This is a genomic window from Streptococcus sp. CCUG 71758 (genome assembly GCF_011714815.1).
Lineage (GTDB): Bacteria > Bacillota > Bacilli > Lactobacillales > Streptococcaceae > Streptococcus > Streptococcus halitosis.
In genome coordinates this window covers 590,165-610,220 of sequence record NZ_RXXO01000001.1, presented here as the reverse complement: position 1 = coordinate 610,220, position 20,056 = coordinate 590,165, and the positions used below count along the sequence as shown (strand labels likewise).

20 protein-coding genes are annotated in these 20,056 nt (G+C 39.4%); 16 read left to right on the top strand and 4 right to left on the bottom strand.

What is annotated here, in order from left to right:
* From EKB01_RS03045 to lacG, 14 genes are all read left to right on the top strand, one after another.
* A complete protein-coding gene (locus EKB01_RS03045) occupies nt 1-879 on the top strand; it encodes a DMT family transporter (protein WP_167265643.1) in 879 nt (292 codons plus the stop codon).
* A gap of 11 nt (nt 880-890) precedes the next feature.
* A complete protein-coding gene (locus EKB01_RS03040; RefSeq protein ID WP_167265641.1) occupies nt 891-1,580 on the top strand; it encodes an NTP transferase domain-containing protein in 690 nt (229 codons plus the stop codon).
* A 190-nt stretch (nt 1,581-1,770) separates the two neighbouring features.
* Nucleotides 1,771-2,247: a PTS sugar transporter subunit IIA gene (locus EKB01_RS03035; protein ID WP_000521983.1), complete on the top strand. Its 477-nt coding sequence runs from the start codon at nt 1,771-1,773 to the stop codon at nt 2,245-2,247.
* 37 nt (nt 2,248-2,284) lie between these two features.
* Nucleotides 2,285-2,590, top strand: a complete 306-nt coding sequence (locus EKB01_RS03030; RefSeq protein ID WP_000590551.1) for a PTS sugar transporter subunit IIB — start codon at nt 2,285-2,287, stop codon at nt 2,588-2,590.
* Between the two features lie 55 nt (nt 2,591-2,645).
* Nucleotides 2,646-4,121, top strand: a complete 1,476-nt coding sequence (locus EKB01_RS03025; RefSeq protein ID WP_000382525.1) for a PTS galactitol transporter subunit IIC — start codon at nt 2,646-2,648, stop codon at nt 4,119-4,121.
* 102 nt (nt 4,122-4,223) lie between these two features.
* Nucleotides 4,224-5,120, top strand: coding sequence for an aldose 1-epimerase family protein (locus EKB01_RS03020; RefSeq protein ID WP_167265639.1), 897 nt, complete (start codon nt 4,224-4,226; stop codon nt 5,118-5,120).
* Nucleotides 5,121-5,411: 291 nt separating this feature from the next.
* Nucleotides 5,412-5,837, top strand: a complete 426-nt coding sequence (gene lacA, locus EKB01_RS03015) for a galactose-6-phosphate isomerase subunit LacA (protein ID WP_084873018.1) — start codon at nt 5,412-5,414, stop codon at nt 5,835-5,837.
* Between the two features lie 30 nt (nt 5,838-5,867).
* Nucleotides 5,868-6,383, top strand: a complete 516-nt coding sequence (lacB, locus tag EKB01_RS03010) for a galactose-6-phosphate isomerase subunit LacB (RefSeq protein ID WP_001216921.1) — start codon at nt 5,868-5,870, stop codon at nt 6,381-6,383.
* Between the two features lie 10 nt (nt 6,384-6,393).
* Complete coding sequence (locus EKB01_RS03005) at nt 6,394-7,323, top strand: tagatose-6-phosphate kinase (protein ID WP_125854051.1); 930 nt, start codon at nt 6,394-6,396, stop codon at nt 7,321-7,323.
* A gap of 1 nt (nt 7,324) precedes the next feature.
* Nucleotides 7,325-8,305, top strand: a complete 981-nt coding sequence (gene lacD / locus EKB01_RS03000; protein ID WP_125328014.1) for a tagatose-bisphosphate aldolase — start codon at nt 7,325-7,327, stop codon at nt 8,303-8,305.
* A 237-nt stretch (nt 8,306-8,542) separates the two neighbouring features.
* A complete protein-coding gene (locus EKB01_RS02995; RefSeq protein WP_167265637.1) occupies nt 8,543-9,379 on the top strand; it encodes a transcription antiterminator in 837 nt (278 codons plus the stop codon).
* A 35-nt stretch (nt 9,380-9,414) separates the two neighbouring features.
* Entirely contained in the window at nt 9,415-9,732 is a 318-nt protein-coding gene (locus EKB01_RS02990; RefSeq protein ID WP_001078327.1) for a PTS lactose/cellobiose transporter subunit IIA, read from the top strand.
* A complete protein-coding gene (locus EKB01_RS02985; RefSeq protein WP_167265635.1) occupies nt 9,732-11,426 on the top strand; it encodes a lactose-specific PTS transporter subunit EIIC in 1,695 nt (564 codons plus the stop codon). The genes EKB01_RS02990 and EKB01_RS02985 overlap by 1 nt, the downstream gene beginning before the upstream one ends.
* Nucleotides 11,427-11,510: 84 nt before the next feature.
* Nucleotides 11,511-12,917 carry a 6-phospho-beta-galactosidase gene (gene lacG / locus EKB01_RS02980; RefSeq protein ID WP_167265633.1) on the top strand — a complete coding sequence of 469 codons (1,407 nt, stop codon included), beginning with the start codon at nt 11,511-11,513 and terminating at the stop codon, nt 12,915-12,917.
* A gap of 39 nt (nt 12,918-12,956) precedes the next feature.
* Here lacG and EKB01_RS02975 read toward each other — a convergent pair whose 3' ends face one another.
* The 4 genes from EKB01_RS02975 to nrdH all read right to left on the bottom strand — a co-directional run bounded on the left by EKB01_RS02975 (nt 12,957) and on the right by nrdH (nt 17,480).
* Nucleotides 12,957-13,724 (bottom strand): DeoR/GlpR family DNA-binding transcription regulator, encoded by a 768-nt coding sequence (locus tag EKB01_RS02975; RefSeq protein ID WP_167265631.1) that lies wholly within the window; start codon nt 13,722-13,724, stop codon nt 12,957-12,959.
* A gap of 140 nt (nt 13,725-13,864) precedes the next feature.
* Nucleotides 13,865-14,827, bottom strand: coding sequence for a class 1b ribonucleoside-diphosphate reductase subunit beta (gene nrdF / locus EKB01_RS02970; protein WP_000451379.1), 963 nt, complete (start codon nt 14,825-14,827; stop codon nt 13,865-13,867).
* Nucleotides 14,828-15,021: 194 nt separating this feature from the next.
* Nucleotides 15,022-17,181, bottom strand: coding sequence for a class 1b ribonucleoside-diphosphate reductase subunit alpha (gene nrdE / locus EKB01_RS02965; RefSeq protein ID WP_167265629.1), 2,160 nt, complete (start codon nt 17,179-17,181; stop codon nt 15,022-15,024).
* An 80-nt stretch (nt 17,182-17,261) separates the two neighbouring features.
* The gene (gene nrdH / locus EKB01_RS02960) at nt 17,262-17,480 is read right to left on the bottom strand and encodes a glutaredoxin-like protein NrdH (protein WP_000259240.1); all 219 of its coding nucleotides are present in this window, start codon (nt 17,478-17,480) and stop codon (nt 17,262-17,264) included.
* Nucleotides 17,481-17,841: 361 nt separating this feature from the next.
* Between nrdH and EKB01_RS02955 the strand changes: the two genes are divergently transcribed.
* Entirely contained in the window at nt 17,842-18,105 is a 264-nt protein-coding gene (locus EKB01_RS02955) for a phosphocarrier protein HPr (protein WP_000146948.1), read from the top strand.
* A gap of 5 nt (nt 18,106-18,110) precedes the next feature.
* A complete protein-coding gene (gene ptsP, locus EKB01_RS02950; RefSeq protein ID WP_109289988.1) occupies nt 18,111-19,844 on the top strand; it encodes a phosphoenolpyruvate--protein phosphotransferase in 1,734 nt (577 codons plus the stop codon).
* Nucleotides 19,845-20,056: the final 212 nt, after the last annotated feature.

Below are 20,056 nucleotides of genomic sequence, written 5' to 3'. Positions count from 1 at the left end.
ATGAAGAATAAAAATGGTGTTTCCTTTGGTCTGCTCTCTGGTATCTTCTGGGGATTAGGTCTAACGATTAGTGCTTATATCTTTTCAATTTTTACAAATCTTTCGCCTTTTGTGGTGGCTGCTGCTCATGATTTCTTGAGTATCTTTATCTTGTTAGCTTTTCTTTTGGTAAAAGAAGGAAAAGTTCGCCTCTCGATTTTCTTAAATATTCGAAATGTAAGTGTAATTATCGGAGCTTTACTAGCAGGACCAATAGGCATGCAGGCCAATCTTTATGCGGTTAAATATATCGGTAGTTCTCTAGCTTCATCTGTATCGGCTATTTACCCAGCAATTTCAGTTTTGCTCGCCTTCTTCATTTTGAAACACAAGGTTTCAAAGAATACAGTATTCGGTGTTTTCTTGATTATTGCAGCGATCATTGCTCAGACTTACAAGGTTGAACAAGTAAACTCGTTTTACATTGGGATTCTTTGTGCCCTTATCTGTGCCATTGCCTGGGGGAGTGAAAGTGTTCTTAGTTCCTACGCCATGGAAAGTGAATTAAGTGAAATTGAAGCCTTGTTAATCCGACAAGTAACCTCATTCCTGTCCTATCTTGTGATTGTGCTCTTTTCTCACCACTCATTTGCAGAAGTGGCAGATGGGCAGTTACTAGTCCTTTTGATTGTCTTTGCAGCCTTTGATATGATTTCCTACTTAGCTTATTATATCGCTATTAATCGTTTGCAACCTGCGAAAGCGACAGGTTTGAATGTGAGCTATGTAGTTTGGACTGTCTTATTTGCAGCTATTTTCTTAGGTGCACCGCTAGATATGCTGACAATTATCACTTCACTTATTGTTATGGCTGGTGTTTATATTATTATTAAAGAATAAAGGAGATTCATGTGAAAGCGATTATTTTAGCAGCGGGATTAGGAAGTCGTCTGCGCCCTATGACTGAAAATACCCCAAAAGCTTTGGTTAAGGTTAATCAAAAACCTTTGGTAGAATACCAAATCGAGTTTTTGAAAGAGAGAGGAATTGATGAGATTATCATCGTTGTCGGTTACCTCAAAGAACAATTTGACTACCTAAAAGAAAAATATGGTGTCCGTTTAGTCTTTAACGACAAGTATGCTGATTACAATAACTTTTACTCACTTTATCTAGTAAAAGAAGATTTGGCTAACAGCTACGTCATCGATGCAGATAACTATCTTTTCAAAAATATGTTTCGAAACGATCTTAAACGTTCTACCTATTTTAGCGTTTATCGTGAAGACTGTACGAACGAGTGGTTCTTGGTTTACGGTGATGACTACAAGGTCCAAGACATTATTGTTGACAGCAAAGCTGGTCGCATTTTGAGTGGGGTTTCATTCTGGGATGCTCCAACTGCTGAGAAGATTGTTGGCTTTATTGACAAAGCTTACGAGAGTGGTGAATTTGTTGATCTCTACTGGGACAATATGGTTAAGGATAATATCAAAGAATTAGATGTGTATGTTGAAGAATTAGAAGACAATAGCATTTATGAAATTGATAGTGTAAAAGATTACCATAAGTTAGAAGAGATTTTATCTACTATTGAGTAAGGAAAGAGAAGAAGGCTTGAGCCTTCTTTTTTTGTAGATTTTAAAACAGAAATGTTTGATATTGATTATATTCTTGAAACAAAACAAAAATTACAAAAAAATGAACAAAATGAAACAAAAAATATTGACAACGATTTCATATAGTGTTATACTTATACCATAAAAGATAATTGAAAGAAGGGAAAAGGTTATGGGATTAGATCATTTCTTTGACAAAAACCTGGTGTTTTGCTTAGAAGCGGATAATCAAGAACAACTTTTTAATCAGGTGGCAACCTTATTGGAAGAACGAGAAATCGTTACTCCAACTTATCGTGAAGCCTTGATCGCGCGTGAGAAGTCATTTCCAACTGGTTTAGATATGGAATTTTTGGGGAAAGATTTACCAAATGTGGCTATTCCTCATACAGATATTGTTCATAATCTAGCTGAGAAAGTAGTGGTTGTTCGATTAGAAAAACCAGTAACTTTTCACAACATGATTGCTCCTGATAGAGAGGTCGAAGTTTCACTGCTCTTCTTTATCATTAACAACTCAAGTTCCAGTCAAACGAATATTCTGGCTCAGTTGATGGATTTCTTTACAGGGAAGGATCATCTAGAAGATTTATCAAAAATTTCTGAACCAGAAAAACTTTATGCTTATATTGCTGAAGCAACAGCTTAATCTTGTCTATTAAAATATAAAATCGGAGGAAATCCAAATGATTAAAATTCTTGCTGCCTGCGGTGCAGGTGTTAACTCAAGTCACCAAATTAAAAGTGCTCTAGAAGAAGAACTCTCAAATCGTGGTTATGACGTTCACTGTGATGCAGTCATGGTGAAAGATGTAAACGAAGACCTTATCAAGGGCTACGATATCTTTACTCCAATCGCTGCAACTGACCTTGGTTTTGAACCAGGAATTCCAGTAATTGAAGCTGGACCAATCTTGTTCCGTATTCCAGCGATGAGTGCTCCAGTATTTGACAATATTGAAGCAGCTATCAAAGAACATGGACTAAGCTAATTCATTCTTTATCTTGTTAACATTCATATAACTTAGAAAAACGGGAGGAACTATTATGGATGTCATTATCAATCTGGCCAACGATATCTTCAAACCTATCTTGGCTATGGGTGGCCCTATCATCATGCTGATCATTTTGACAGTATTGGCCCTACTTTTTGGAGTGAAATTCTCCAAAGCGCTTGAAGGTGGTATCAAACTTGCCATCGCCCTTACTGGTATCGGTGCCATCATCGGTATGCTCAATGGAGCTTTCTCAGCATCACTTGCGAAATTCGTTGAAAATACTGGTATTCAATTGAACATCACTGACGTTGGTTGGGCACCACTTGCTACCATCACTTGGGGATCTGCTTGGACACTTTACTTCTTGCTTGTGATGTTGATTGTCAACGTTGTGATGCTTGCAATGAAGAAAACAGATACACTTGACGTTGATATCTTCGATATCTGGCACTTGTCAATCACTGGTCTTTTGATCAAATGGTACGCAGACAACAATGGAGTTAGCCAAGGGGTTTCACTTTTCATCGCAACTGCAGCAGTTGTCCTTGTAGGTATTTTGAAAATCATCAACTCTGACTTGATGAAACCAACATTCGACGACCTTCTTAACGCACCAAGTTCATCTCCAATGACTTCAACTCACATGAACTACATGATGAACCCAGTTATCATGGTTTTGGATAAGATTTTTGATAAAGTATTGCCTGGTCTTGATAAATACGACTTTGACGCTGCAAAATTGAACAAAAAAATCGGTTTCTGGGGATCTAAATTCTTCATCGGTTTCATTCTTGGTATCGTTATCGGTTTGATGGGAACTCCACATCCAGTTGCTGGAGTAGAAGAAGCAGCATCTTGGGAACTTGTTATTAAAGGTTGGTTGAGCCTTGGTTTGACTGCCGGTGTCAGCTTGGAGCTCTTTTCACTTATCGGATCTTGGTTCATCGCAGCCGTAGAACCACTTTCACAAGGTATTACAAACGTTGCTACTAAACGTCTTCAAGGACGTAAATTCAACATCGGTCTTGACTGGCCTTTCATCGCTGGTCGTGCTGAAATCTGGGCTTGTGCCAACGTACTTGCTCCAATCATGCTAGTAGAAGCTGTACTTCTTTCTAAAGTCGGAAATGGTATCTTGCCACTTGCAGGTATCATCGCAATGGGTGTAACTCCAGCTCTCTTGGTAGTTACTCGTGGTAAATTGCTCCGTATGATTATCTTTGGAACTCTCTTGTTGCCACTCTTCCTTCTTTCAGGTACACTTATTGCACCATTTGCAACTGAACTTGCTAAAGGTGTAGGTGCCTTCCCAGAAGGTGTGAGTCAAACTCAATTGATTACTCACTCAACTCTTGAAGGACCAATCGAAAAACTTCTTGGTTGGGCAATTGGTAATGCCACAACAGGTGATATCAAAGCAATCCTTGGTGCAGTAGTCTTCCTTGTATTCTATGTAGGTATCTTTGCTTGGTATAGAAAACAAATGATTAAACGTAATGAAGAATACGCAGCAAATGCTAAATAATTCGCTCCTATAAAATGTAAATTGTGAAAACTAGGTTGTCAGTTTCCTAATGGGGAGTGACAGCCTAGTTTTTTATAAACTATCAAGAAATCGGAGAAAATAATGGTAATTGAAATAAAATCAGAGCAATTGACGGTCCAATTTAAAACTTTTGGTGGTGCCTTGTCGTCAATCAAGGATCGAGATGGCGTTGAGTACTTGTGGCAAGGAGATGCCACCTATTGGAGTGGGCAAGCTCCTGTACTTTTTCCAATCTGTGGTTCTTTAAGAGAGGATACAGCCTTCTACAGTCACGCAGATGGACCTGAGACGAAAGGAACTATTCCTCGACATGGTTTGGTTCGCAAAAAAGAATTTGAATTAGTTGATCAAACAGAAAACAGCGTAACCTTTGCTATCGAAGATGATGAGAATACTTATCAGAACTATCCTTATCATTTCCGCCTTGAAATCACTTATAAGGTTACTGGCAAGATAGTTCGTACTCAATACAAGATTTTCAATAAAGAAACCAATAAAGTAATGCCATTCTTTATAGGAGGACATCCAGGATTTAATTGCCCTCTACTAGATGGCGAAACTTATGAAGACTACTATTTAGAGTTTGAGAAAGAAGAGACTTGCTCTGTTCCGCGTCCATTCCCAGAAACAGGAATGTTAGACTTCCAAGATAGAAGTCCATGGTTGGATTCACAAAAGGAAGTGGATCTCAGTTACGATCTGTTTCGTGTTGATGCAGTGACTTTGGATGAGTTGCAATCTAGAACAATTGCCCTCCGTTCTCGTAAGTATGAGAAGGGATTAAAAGTACACTTCCAAGAGTTCTCAAATCTCATCATTTGGTCAACTTTGAATAAGGGACCTTTCATCGCTTTTGAACCTTGGTCAGGCTTATCAACATCCCTTGAAGAAGGAGATCATCTAGAAGATAAGAATAATGTTCGGCTCTTGGAACCAGGCCAATTCGATCAGATTGGCTTTGATATTGAAATCTTTTAGATTAAAAAATAAAACACAAAAACAAACATTAAGTGTTGACTTTTTCTAAAAATAGGAGTATATTATGTTTGTAAACAACAAATGATGTTTGTAACAAACAAATAATCGCTTGTTATATTCTCTTTAACGGAGAAAGTTTGTTTCCAGGAGATTGATTTCCTGGACTTGGATAAGGTGTTATTCATCTCATTCAATCAAATTTGTCAATAAACTGCTAGAAAATCTTTTGTAGGTAAACTGCTAGCTATAAAAGTCTTTACTAGCCTAGAATAATAAAAAGGAGTAAACAATATGTCTATTGTTATCGGTGCAGATGCTGCAGGTTTGAGATTGAAAGAAGTTGTGAAAGACTTCTTGGAAAAAGAAAACTTCCACGTTGTGGATGTTACAGCTGAAGGTCAAGACTTTGTTGATGTGACTCTTGCTGTTGCTACAGAAGTAAACAAAGAAGAACAAAATCTTGGTATCGTGATTGATGCTTATGGTGCTGGTCCATTCATGGTCGCAACTAAAATCAAAGGAATGGTTGCTGCAGAAGTTTCAGATGAACGTTCAGCATATATGACTCGTGGACACAACAACTCACGTATGATCACTATGGGTGCAGAAATCGTTGGTGATGAATTGGCTAAAAATATTGCTAAAGGCTTTGTTAACGGCAAATACGACGGTGGCCGTCACCAAATTCGTGTTGATATGTTGAACAAAATGTGCTAACTAGATTACAGTAAGAAAGGTAAAATAAAAATGAGAATTGCAATTGGATGTGACCACATCGTAACAGATGAAAAAATGGCGGTTTCAGAATTTTTGAAATCAAAAGGATATGAAGTCATCGACTTTGGTACCTATGACCACACACGTACTCACTACCCAATCTTTGGTAAAAAAGTTGGTGAAGCCGTTACAAGCGGTCAAGCTGATCTTGGGGTATGTATCTGTGGTACTGGTGTTGGTATCAACAACGCTGTAAATAAAGTTCCAGGAGTTCGTTCTGCCTTGGTTCGTGATATGACAACAGCTCTTTATGCAAAAGAACAATTGAACGCCAATGTTATTGGTTTTGGTGGTAAAATCACTGGTGAATTGCTCATGTGCGACATCATTGAAGCTTTCATCAATGCTGAATACAAACCATCAGAAGAAAACAAAAAATTGATTGCGAAAATTGAGCACGTTGAAACTCACAATGCTCATCAAGCAGATGCAAACTTCTTTACAGAATTCCTTGAAAAATGGGATCGCGGTGAATACCACGACTAAGAGGTGACGCATGATTTTAACAGTCACAATGAATCCATCCATTGATATTTCTTATCCTTTGGATGAATTAAAAATTGACACTGTCAACCGTGTGGTGGACGTGACCAAGACAGCTGGTGGTAAAGGTCTCAATGTTACACGAGTTCTTTCAGAATTTGGTGATTCTGTTGCTGCTACTGGTTTGGTCGGTGGTAAACTTGGTGAGTTTTTAGTAGAGCATATTGACGATAAAGTAACGAAACGTTTCTTCTCCATTCAAGGAGAGACTCGTAACTGTATCGCTATTCTACACGGTGAAAACCAAACAGAAATCCTTGAAAAAGGTCCCGAAGTTCTTGAACAAGAAGGGCAAGATTTCTTGGCTCATTTCGAAAATCTTCTTGACACTGTAGAAGTAGTAGCCATCTCAGGTAGTCTTCCAGCTGGCCTTCCAGTTGACTACTATGCGAGCTTAGTAGAACTTGCTAATCGCGCAGGAAAACCAGTTGTTCTGGATTGCTCAGGTGCTGCCCTTCAGGAGGTTCTTGAATCACCACATAAACCAACAGTAATCAAACCAAATAACGAAGAATTGTCTCAGCTTCTTGGGAAAGAAGTTTCTGAGGATTTGGATGAATTAAAAGAAGTTCTTCAAGAGCCTCTATTTGCAGGGATTGAGTGGATTATCGTTTCACTTGGTGCAAATGGTGCTTTTGCAAAACATGGTGATACTTTCTATAAAGTAGATATTCCAAGAATTCAGGTAGTCAATCCTGTCGGATCTGGAGATTCTACTGTTGCAGGTATTTCATCAGGTCTTCTTCATAAGGAATCTGATCAAGAACTCCTCATCAAGGCCAATGTCCTTGGTATGCTCAATGCCCAAGAAAAGATGACAGGTCATGTCAATATGGCCAACTATCAAGCTTTATATGATCAATTAATAGTAAAAGAGGTATAAAATGGCTTTAACAGAACAAAAACGTGCACGCTTAGAAAAACTTTCAGATGAAAATGGCATTATCTCCGCTCTTGCCTTTGACCAACGTGGTGCTTTGAAACGCCTTATGGCTCAATACCAAACAGAAGAGCCAACAGTCGCTCAAATGGAAGAACTCAAAGTATTGGTAGCAGATGAATTGACTAAATACGCATCCTCTATGCTTCTTGACCCAGAGTATGGTCTTCCAGCTACAAAAGCTCTTGCACCAAATGCTGGTCTTCTCCTTGCTTATGAGAAAACGGGTTATGACACAACTAGCACTAAACGCTTGCCTGACTGCTTGGATGTTTGGTCTGCCAAACGCATCAAAGAACAAGGTGCAGATGCTGTCAAGTTCTTGCTTTACTATGACGTAGACAGCTCTGATGAACTCAACCAACAAAAACAAGCCTATATCGAACGCATCGGTTCAGAGTGTGTGGCAGAAGACATTCCTTTCTTCCTTGAGATCTTGGCTTACGATGAAAAGATTGCTGATGCAGGTTCAGCAGAATACGCAAAAGTGAAGCCACACAAGGTTATCGGTGCTATGAAAGTCTTCTCAGACCCACGCTTCAACATCGATGTTTTGAAAGTGGAAGTTCCAGTCAATGTGAAATACGTTGAAGGCTTTGGTGATGGAGAAGTCGTTCATACACGCGAAGAAGCAGCAGCCTTCTTCAAAGCTCAAGACGAAGCAACAAATCTTCCTTACATCTACTTGAGTGCGGGTGTATCAGCTAAACTCTTCCAAGAAACGCTTGTCTTTGCCCACGAATCAGGCGCAAACTTCAACGGTGTTCTTTGTGGACGTGCAACATGGGCTGGATCAGTTGAAGCCTACATCAAAGACGGTGAGGCAGCAGCTCGTGAATGGCTACGCACAACTGGATTTGAGAACATTGACGAACTCAACAAGGTTCTTCAAACAACAGCAACTTCATGGACTGAACGTGTATAAGTTTTCCCCCCTAATCTTAGGAACATTGATCTAAATAAAAAATTTAAAAAAAGTTGAATGTAAAGGTTTACAAAAAAACTTACTTGTGCTATACTTAAATCACAAGTTAATACAAGGTGAGTGTTACTAAGTAATATTAGGCATGATCACAGGTGGATTAGAAATCAAAGGATTTTCTAGTTCATTTGTGGTCATTTTTTGTACTCATATACCTTTAAGAGATAAAAGGAGGTTGACATGTATCGAATTCTAAACCCAATGAATCACAATGTTTCACTTGTCAGAAATGACAAAGGAGAAGAGGTGATTGTAATTGGTAAGGGGATTGCATTCGGAAAGAAGAAGGGGGATTTGATTGCTGAAAATCAGGTTGAGAAAATCTTTCGGATGAAGACCGAAGAGTCAAGAGAAAACTTTATGGCTCTCCTCAAAGATGTTCCGCTTGATTTTATCACAGTGACTTATGAAATCATTGATAAGCTATCAAAGAAATATCATTATCCGATTCAAGAGTATCTCTACGTAACCTTGACAGATCATATTTACTGCTCTTACCAAGCTCTAGCACAAGGAAGGTACAAGGATAGTAATCTGCCAGATATTTCCACTAAGTATCCTGTCGCTTTTCAAATCGCAAAGGAAGCCTTTGAAATCTATCGTCAGAAGTTGACAGATCATTTCCCTGAGGATGAAATTATTCGGATCGCTTATCATTTCATTAATGCCGAAGGTGAAAATGAAGTTCAAGTGGTTGAGTCGATTGATAAGAGGAAAGAAATTCTCAGGAATGTTGAAGAAGTGCTAAAGGGTTATGCAATTCAACGAACCAAAGAGAATAATCATTTCTATGATCGCTTTATGATTCATTTGAATTATTTCTTGGATTATTTAGACAGATCTAGAGATGATAACCAATCACTTCTGGATATGGAAGATCATATTAAACAATCCTATCCAAAAGCATTTGAGATCGGTTCCAAAATCTATGATGTGATTACGCAACATACGGGTCTTGATTTGTATAAAAGTGAACGAGTTTATCTAGTTCTACATATCCAACGTTTATTGTCATAAAAATTTAATTAAAAATACATAAGGAGAATTCTATCATGAATAGAGAAGAAGTAACATTGTTAGGTTTTGAAATTGTTGCCTATGCTGGCGATGCTCGATCAAAACTATTGGAAGCTTTAAAGGCTGCTGAAGCTGGCGATTTTGCGAAAGCTGATACTCTCGTAGAGGAAGCTGGTGGTTGCATCGCGGAGGCACACCACGCGCAAACAAGCCTTTTGACTAAGGAGGCAGCTGGTGAAGATTTGGCTTATAGTGTAACCATGATGCACGGTCAGGATCACTTGATGACTACCATTTTGTTAAAAGATTTGATGCACCATTTAATCGAACTCTACAAGAGAGGAGTTAAGTAATGAACAAACTAATTTCTTTTATCGAGAAAGGAAAGCCTTTCTTTGAAAAACTGTCTCGTAATATCTACCTTCGCGCTATTCGTGATGGTTTCATTGCTGGTATGCCAGTTATTCTCTTCTCAAGTATCTTTATCTTGATTGCTTTTGTACCAAACTCATGGGGCTTTAAATGGTCTGATGATGTTGTAAATCTCCTTATGAAACCTTATAGCTATTCAATGGGGATTCTAGCTCTCTTGGTAGCTGGTACAACAGCTAAGTCATTGACCGACTCAGTAAACCGTAGCATGGAGAAAACGAACCAAATCAACTATATGTCAACACTTTTAGCTGCGATTGTTGGTTTGTTGATGTTAGCAGCTGATCCGATTGAAGGTGGCTTTGCGACAGGTTTCCTTGGAACAAAAGGTTTGCTTTCAGCATTCCTTGCTGCCTTTGTTACTGTAACCATCTATAAGGTTTGTGTTAAGAACAACGTCACTATTCGTATGCCTGACGAAGTTCCACCAAATATCTCACAAGTCTTTAAAGATGTGATTCCATTCACTCTATCAGTGGTTTCTCTTTATGCTCTCGATTTACTAGCTCGTCATTTTGTTGGTGCAAGCGTAGCTGAATCAATCGGTAAATTCTTTGCACCGTTATTCTCTGCTGCTGATGGTTATCTAGGTATTACGATTATCTTTGGTGCCTTTGCCTTCTTCTGGTTTGTTGGTATCCATGGTCCATCTATCGTTGAACCAGCAATCGCAGCTATTACCTATGCAAATGCCGAAGTCAACTTGAACCTTCTCCAACAAGGGATGCATGCAGACAAGATCCTTACTTCAGGTACACAAATGTTTATTGTTACCATGGGTGGTACAGGTGCAACACTGGTTGTTCCATTCATGTTCATGTGGTTAACTAAATCAAAACGAAATCGTGCAATCGGACGTGCTTCAGTAGTGCCAACTTTCTTTGGTGTAAATGAACCAATCTTGTTTGGTGCACCGCTTGTATTGAACCCGATTTTCTTTATTCCATTTATCTTTGCGCCAATTGCTAACGTATGGATCTTTAAATTCTTTATTGAAACGCTTGGCATGAACTCATTTACTGCCAACCTTCCTTGGACAACACCAGGTCCTCTCGGTATTGTTCTCGGTACAAACTTCCAATTCTTGTCATTTGTACTTGCTGCTTTGTTAATTCTTGTAGACGTAGCCATTTACTATCCATTCCTCAAGGTTTATGATGAACAAATTCTTGAAGAAGAGCGTTCAGGTAAAGCCAATGATGAATTGAAAGAAAAAGTAGCAGCAAACTTCAATACTGCCAAAGCAGATGCTATTCTTGAAAAAGCTGGTGTAGAAACAGCGCAAAACACAATCACAGAAGAAACTAATGTTCTCGTTCTCTGTGCAGGAGGAGGTACAAGTGGTCTCCTTGCAAATGCTCTAAACAAGGCAGCTGAGGAGTACAAGGTTCCTGTTAAAGCAGCGGCTGGTGGCTATGGAGCTCACCGTGAAATGTTGCCTGAGTTTGATCTGGTTATCCTTGCTCCTCAAGTTGCTTCAAACTTTGAAGACATGAAGGCCGAAACCGACAAACTTGGTATCAAACTTGCCAAGACAGAAGGTGGCCAATACATTAAACTGACTCGCGATGGAAAAGGCGCTCTTGCCTTTGTTCAAGCGCAGTTCGAAGAATAAAATGTAAATAGCGAAGAAGTGAGATGGAGGAATTCCTCCCAACTCTATCTCCATCTCATTTCTATTTCTTGAAAGGTGAATCAAATGACAAAAACACTTCCAAAAGACTTTATTTTTGGCGGGGCAACAGCAGCCTATCAAGCAGAAGGTGCTACCAATACTGATGGTAAAGGACCAGTTGCCTGGGACAAATACCTCAAAGATAACTATTGGTACACTGCTGAGCCAGCCAGTGATTTCTACCACAAATACCCAGTTGACCTCAAACTAGCAGAAGAGTATGGTGTCAATGGTATCCGTATTTCAATCGCTTGGTCACGTATCTTTCCAACTGGTTACGGGAAAGTCAATGCCAAGGGAGTTGAGTTCTATCATAATCTATTTGCAGAGTGCCACAAGAGGCATGTTGAGCCCTTCGTGACTCTCCATCACTTTGACACGCCAGAAGCACTTCATTCAAACGGAGATTTCCTGAATAGAGAAAACATTGATCACTTTGTGGATTATGCGGCCTTCTGTTTTGAAGAATTTCCTGAAGTTAACTTTTGGACAACATTCAATGAAATTGGACCAATCGGTGATGGTCAATATTTGGTTGGGAAATTTCCACCAGGTATCCAGTACAATCTTGCCAAAGTCTTCCAATCTCATCACAATATGATGGTGTCGCATGCGCGTGCAGTAAAATTTTTCAAGGATAAGGGATATAAGGGTGAAATTGGTGTGGTTCATGCACTGCCTACTAAGTATCCTCTGGATCCAGATAATCCAGCAGATGTTCGTGCAGCCGAGTTAGAAGATATCATTCACAATAAATTTATTTTGGATGCGACTTATCTAGGACGATATTCCGAAGAAACAATGGAAGGTGTCAACCATATCTTAGCAGTCAATGGTGGAAGCTTAGATTTGCGTGAAGAAGACTTCGCAGTCCTAGAAGCTGCAAAAGACCTGAATGACTTCCTTGGAATTAACTACTACATGAGTGATTGGATGCAAGCCTTTGATGGCGAAACAGAAATCATTCATAACGGTAAGGGTGAAAAAGGAAGCTCTAAATATCAGATTAAGGGAGTTGGACGTCGAGTGGCGCCTGATTATGTACCACGTACGGACTGGGACTGGATTATCTATCCTCAAGGTTTGTATGATCAAATCATGCGCGTAAAGAAAGATTACCCAAATTACAAGAAGATTTACATCACAGAGAATGGTCTTGGATATAAAGATGAGTTTGTGGATGGGACAGTCTACGATGATGGACGGATTGATTATGTTAAGAAACATATGGAAGTGATTGCAGATGCAATCTCTGATGGAGCCAATGTCAAAGGCTACTTTATCTGGTCGTTGATGGATGTCTTTTCTTGGTCAAATGGTTACGAAAAGCGTTACGGTCTCTTCTATGTTGATTTTGAAACTCAGGAGCGTTATCCAAAGAAATCAGCTCACTGGTACAAGAAACTAGCTGAGACACAACTTATTGAATAAAATTCAACAAAAATTCCCCACCAAAAGGCAGGGGAATTTTTATGGTTTTGATAAAAGAATGGTTGTTTGTTTTGACAGGTCTTCAAATGTTTCCTGACTCAGTTTGGCATCTGAAACGATGGTATCAATCTCTGAGATATTGTAGAAAGTGTAAAAATCAAACTTATTAAACTTGCTGTGGTCTGCCAGTAAGTATTTTTTATTGGCATTGTTCAAGGCGATTCGTTGTACCTCGCCCTCTTCTTCACTGAAAGTAGCAATTGCCTTATCCTTAATACCATTACAGCTTACAAAAGCTTTAGAAAACTGAAGATTGGTCAAATCCTGCAGGGTAAGTGTTCCCACAAAAGCTCCAGTGATAGAGCGATAATTTCCACCAATCAAAATCAAATCTGTTAGTTTTCGTTCGTTTAGGATGAGAAAAACAGGAAGGCTGTTTGTTACAACACGAATATTATCGATAGGGAGCTCACGAGCAAAACATTCTAAGGTTGTTCCTGGCCCGATAAAAATAGTTTCACCTTCGTCAATCAAATGACCTGCAAAACGGCTAATTTCTTGTTTTTCAGCAATCTGTAATCCTTGTTTTTCAACGTTTGACCGTTCGTTGTTTAAGAGAGAACCTGTACGAAGTTTTTCAGCACCACCATGCACACGGACCAGTAAATCTTTATCTGCCAATTCTTGTAAGTAGCGACGAGCTGTCATATCTGATACATCCAGACGCGTCATGATTTCTTTTACGGTAATGGTTCCTTTAGTATTCACTGTTTCTAAAATACTATCTAGCTTTTCTTGCTTCAGCATCCTTATCACCTCAATTTCTACTATCATTATCTTACCATAAAACGCTCAATATATCAAATAGAAAAAAACAAAATAAAACAAAAAACAAAAATATCATGGTTGTATTAAACAAACCATGATATTTTGAATGATTGGCCAAATTAGTCTAAACCGTAGTTGTAATCCTCGTCTTGCATGGCTTCAACTTCACCAAGGAGGTAACCATTTCCAACTTGAGAGAAGAAGTCGTGGTTGGAAGTTCCTGTTGAAATTCCGTTCATGACGATAGGATTGACATCATCAGCTGAATCTGGAAAGAGTGGATCTTGTCCTAGGTTCATAAGGGCCTTATTAGCATTGTAACGAAGGAAGGTTTTGACTTCCTCAGTCCAACCAACACCGTCATAGAGACTTTCTGTATAACCTTCTTCGTTCTCATAGAGGGTATAGAGCAGGTCGTACATCCATTCTTTGAGTTTTTCTTGCTCTTCTTCAGGTAATTCATTAAAACCAAGTTGGAATTTGTAACCGATGTAGGTTCCGTGAACAGATTCATCACGGATAATCAACTTGATAATTTCCGCAACATTGGCAAGTTTGTTATTACCAAGATAGTAGAGGGGTGTGAAGAAACCAGAGTAGAAGAGGAAGGTTTCAAGGAAGACGCTGGCAACCTTCTTTTCAAGAGGCGTACCATTGAGGTAGATTTCGTTGATAATTTCCGCTTTTCTTTGTAGGTAAGGGTTGGTGTTAGTCCATTCAAAAATTTCTTCAATCTCGGCCTTTGTGTTCAAGGTAGAAAAGATAGATGAATAAGATTTTGCGTGGACAGATTCCATAAATTGGATGTTGTTGAAAACAGCTTCCTCATGCGGTGTTCGGATGTCTGAGCGAAGCGCCTGAACACCTGTTTCAGATTGCATGGTATCAAGAAGGGTCAAACCACCAAAGACTTTTCCTACTAGGTCTTTTTCCTTGTTTGATAGTTTTCTCCAGTCGTCAAGGTCATTTGACAAGGGGATACGAGTGTCGAGCCAGAATTGCTCCGTCAGCTTTTCCCAAGTTGATTTGTCGATGACATCTTCGATGGCATTCCAGTTAATGGCTTTGTAGTAAGTTTCCATTTGAAATCTCTTTCTGTATGTAATAATGCGATTGTCGAATCATCTCTATTTTATCATAGTCTGAGAAGAGTATCGCACAAAAAGTCGGAAGACCGACTTTTTAGTTTTTCATAGTATTTAAGATACTTATCAAGTTTTGTATGATGGGGAACTTAATCAGTAGTCTGAGAAAATGTGGTTGCCCCAGATAAAAATTAAATCACACAGCTTTCACATTGGTTAGCACCGACTTCTCCACCGTCGTCTGTAAAGGTACGGACGTAGTAGATAGACTTGATACCCTTGTTAAAGGCATAGTTACGAAGGATAGATAGGTCACGTGTCGTTTGTTTGTTTTCCTTCTTCCATTCGTAAAGACCTTTTGGAATATCACTACGCATGAAGAGGGTGAGTGAAAGTCCTTGGTCCACGTGCTCTGTTGCAGCAGCGTAAACATCAATCACCTTACGCATATCCATATCGTAAGCAGAAGTGTAGTAAGGGATAGTATCTGTTGACAAACCTGCAGCAGGATAATAGATTTTACCGATTTTCTTCTCTTGGCGTTCTTCAATACGTTGCGTAATCGGGTGGATAGAAGCAGAAACATCGTTGATGTAGCTGATAGAACCATTTGGCGCTACAGCAAGGCGGTTTTGGTGATAAAGACCATCTGCTTGAACCTTTTCGCGAAGTTCAGCCCAATCAGCAGCATTTGGAATAAAGACATCTTTGAAGAGTTCTTTAACACGGTCTGATTTTGGAACAAATTCACCAGTTACATACTTGTCGAAGTAGCTTCCGTTAGCATAATCTGATTTTTCAAAGTTGTGGAAGGTGATACCACGTTCGCGCGCGATGTTATTAGATTCTACCAAGGTCCAGTAGTTCATAAGCATAAAGTAGATGCTTGTAAATTCAATTGACTCAGGTGATCCGTACTCAATCAGTTGTTGGGCAAGGTAACTATGAAGTCCCATGGCACCAAGACCAAAGGTGTGAGCCAAACTGTTTCCGTGGTCGATAGTAGGAACAGCTACGATGTGTGAACTATCTGTAACGAAAGTCAAAGCACGAACCATCGCACGGATAGAACGACCAAAGTCAGGTGAAGTCATCATGTTGACAACGTTGGTTGAACCAAGGTTACATGAAACGTCCGTTCCCATTTGAAGGAATTCTTGAGCATCGTTGATCAAGCTTGGTTCTTGAACTTGAAGAATCTCAGAGCACAAGTTACTCATGATAATCTTACCATCAACGGGATTAGCACGGTTGGCTGTATCAATGTTGACTACATAAGGGTAACCAGACTCTTGTTGCAATTTAGAAATTTCAGTTTCCAAATCACGCGCCTTGATTTTTGTCTTGCGGATATTTGGATTTGCAACCAATTCATCATATTTCTCAGTGATGTCGATGTAGTTGAACGGTACACCATACTCAAGCTCTACAGAGTAAGGGCTAAAGAGATACATTTCTTCATTTTTACGAGCTAATTCGTAGAATTTATCGGGCACCACAACTCCAAGTGAGAGGGTCTTAACACGAACTTTTTCATCGGCATTTTCTTTCTTAGTTGAAAGGAAAGCGATGATATCTGGGTGAAAGACATTGAGGTAGACAACCCCAGCACCTTGACGCTGACCCAATTGGTTAGAGTAGGAGAAACTGTCTTCGAAGAGTTTCATAACTGGTACGACACCAGAAGCAGCACCTTCATAACCTTTGATAGGTGCGCCAGCTTCACGAAGGTTGCTGAGGGAAATTCCCACACCACCACCGATACGTGAAAGTTGGAGAGCTGAGTTGATAGAACGGCCGATAGAGTTCATATCATCAGTTACTTGGATTAAGAAGCAAGATACCAACTCCCCACGACGAGCACGACCAGCATTCAAGAAGGAAGGAGTAGCAGGTTGGTAGCGTTGGTGGATGATTTCATTGGCAATATCAGTCGCAATCGCTTCATCCCCGTCAGCAAAATAAAGTGCATTAAAGAAGACACGGTCTTCCATACTTTCAAGGTAATATTCACCGTCATTAGTCTTCAAGGCATACTGGTTGTAAAACTTATAGGCAGCCATGAATGATTTGAATTGGAAGTTTTGGTCTTTGATAAATTGATGCAATTCTTCCAAAAACTCTGGACGGTATTTCTTGAGAAATGCAGTTTCTATGTAGTTGTGTTCAATGAGGTAGTTGATTTTATCAGTAATTGAATCAAAAACCATGGTATTTGGAACCACATTTTCTTTAAAGAAGGCATCCAAGGCTTCCTTATCTTTATGAAGCATGATTTGTCCATTGACAGGACGGTTGATTTCGTTATTGAGACGGAAGTAAGTTACGTCCTCAAGATGTTTTAATCCCATAAAATTTCCTTTATCTAATTACAAAAGAAAGGCCTCTAAGTTAGCCCTAGAAGCAATCTCTTCTGGATGATGTACTAAGATTATGCTAATTGTTTCAGTTTTCCTGGTTGGAAGCCTGAAAAGACTTCAGTTGGTGTTTGGATAACAGGAGCAGCGCTGAAACCGAGCTCTTTAACTTGATCGATGTACTCTGGTTGCTCGTCGAGATTGATCTCACGATAAGCGACATTGTTGCTGTCCAAGAAACGCTTGGTCATCTTACATTGGACACAGTTGTTTTTAGAATAAACGGTTACCATTTTCGTAACTCCTCTTTCAAAATTTAATACTATCTTAGTATATCAGAAAAAAAAACTTTGTCAATCATTTTAAACTAAATCTTGTGCTAAAAAGTTACGGTTTTAAAATCAAAACACAAGATATAGTGTTTTTGAAAACATAAATTTTGACTTCCGTTGAACTGTCAAACTTTCTCAAAATAAAAAAACTACATACTGTATATTGGCAATATAAATAGAAGATTTTCAGCAAGTTATCAGAAAGGAAAACGAAGAAAATCCATAAAATGCTTGAAAAATTATCTAGAAGGTGATATAATACAGTCTTGTAAGGGTTATCACATATAATCCAAAAAAGAAATAATTAAAGGAGAGTCAAACTATGGCTTCTAAAGATTTCCACGTAGTGGCAGAAACAGGTATCCACGCACGTCCAGCAACATTGTTGGTTCAAACAGCTAGCAAATTTGCTTCAGATATCACTCTTGAGTACAAAGGTAAATCAGTAAACCTTAAATCTATCATGGGTGTTATGAGTCTTGGTGTTGGCCAAGGTGCTGATGTTACAATTTCAGCTGAAGGTGCAGATGCTGACGACGCAATCGCTGCTATCACTGAAACTATGGAAAAAGAAGGATTGGCATAAGGAAAATGACAGAAATGCTTAAAGGAATCGCAGCATCAGACGGTGTTGCAGTTGCAAAAGCATATCTACTCGTTCAACCGGATTTGTCATTTGAGACTATTACAGTCGAAGATACAAACGCAGAAGAAGCTCGCCTTGATGCCGCTCTAAAAGCATCACAAGACGAGCTTTCTGTTATTCGTGAGAAAGCAGTAGGTACGCTCGGTGAAGAAGCAGCTCAAGTTTTTGATGCTCACTTAATGGTTCTTGCTGACCCAGAAATGATCAGCCAAATCAAGGAAACAATCCGTGCGAAGAAAGTGAATGCAGAAGCAGGTCTGAAAGAAGTGACAGACATGTTTATCACTATCTTTGAAGGTATGGAAGACAACCCATACATGCAAGAACGTGCAGCGGATATCCGCGACGTGACAAAACGTGTATTGGCAAATCTCCTTGGTAAGAAATTGCCAAACCCGGCTTCTATCAATGAAGAAGTGATCGTGATTGCGCATGACTTGACTCCTTCAGATACAGCTCAATTGGACAAAAACTTTGTAAAAGCTTTTGTAACCAACATCGGTGGACGTACAAGCCACTCAGCTATCATGGCGCGTACACTTGAAATCGCGGCAGTATTGGGTACAAACAACATCACTGAAATTGTTAAAGATGGTGATATCCTTGCTGTTAACGGTATCACTGGTGAAGTGATTATCAACCCAACTGATGAGCAAGCGGCAGAATTCAAGGCTGCTGGTGAAGCTTATGCGAAACAAAAAGCTGAATGGGCTCTCTTGAAAGATGCTAAAACAGTAACTGCTGATGGTAAACACTTTGAATTGGCTGCTAATATCGGTACTCCAAAAGACGTTGAAGGTGTCAATGCCAACGGTGCCGAAGCTGTTGGTCTTTACCGTACAGAGTTCTTGTACATGGATTCTCAAGACTTCCCAACAGAAGACGAGCAGTACGAAGCATACAAAGCTGTACTTGAAGGAATGAACGGTAAGCCTGTTGTTGTTCGTACAATGGATATCGGTGGAGATAAGGAACTTCCTTACTTCGATATGCCTCATGAAATGAACCCATTCCTTGGATTCCGTGCCCTTCGTATCTCTATTTCTGAAACTGGAGATGCTATGTTCCGCACACAAATCCGTGCTCTTCTTCGTGCGTCTGTACACGGTCAATTGCGTATCATGTTCCCGATGGTTGCGCTCTTGAAAGAATTCCGTGCAGCGAAGGCAGTCTTTGACGAAGAAAAAGCAAACCTTCTTGCTGAAGGTGTTGCAGTTGCGGATAATATCCAAGTTGGTATCATGATCGAAATCCCAGCAGCAGCAATGCTTGCAGACCAATTTGCAAAAGAAGTTGACTTCTTCTCAATTGGTACAAACGACTTGATCCAATACACAATGGCAGCAGACCGTATGAATGAGCAAGTTTCATACCTTTACCAACCATATAACCCATCAATCCTACGTTTGATTAACAACGTTATCAAAGCAGCTCACGCTGAAGGTAAATGGGCAGGTATGTGTGGTGAGATGGCTGGTGACCAAAAAGCTGTTCCACTTCTTGTCGGAATGGGCTTGGATGAGTTCTCTATGTCAGCAACATCTGTCCTTCGTACACGTAGCTTGATGAAGAAACTCGACACAGCTAATATGGAAGAGTACGCAAACCGTGCCCTTACAGAATGCTCAACAATGGAAGAAGTTCTTGAACTTCAAAAAGAATACGTTGACTTTGATTAATTGAAAGGTCCTTGCAACTCAGTTGCAGGGATTTTTTGTTTTAAAAATTTGGTGATTGATTTTCAATATAGGATTCTCAAATCAGACTGTTCAGATAGAAGATAGTGTAGAAAACAAAAAAATCGTTAACTGGTTCATAAAATTCTTGACAAGTTGAAAATTTAGGAGTAAACTATTAACCAGTTAACTTTTAGAGAGGAGTTTCTGCAATT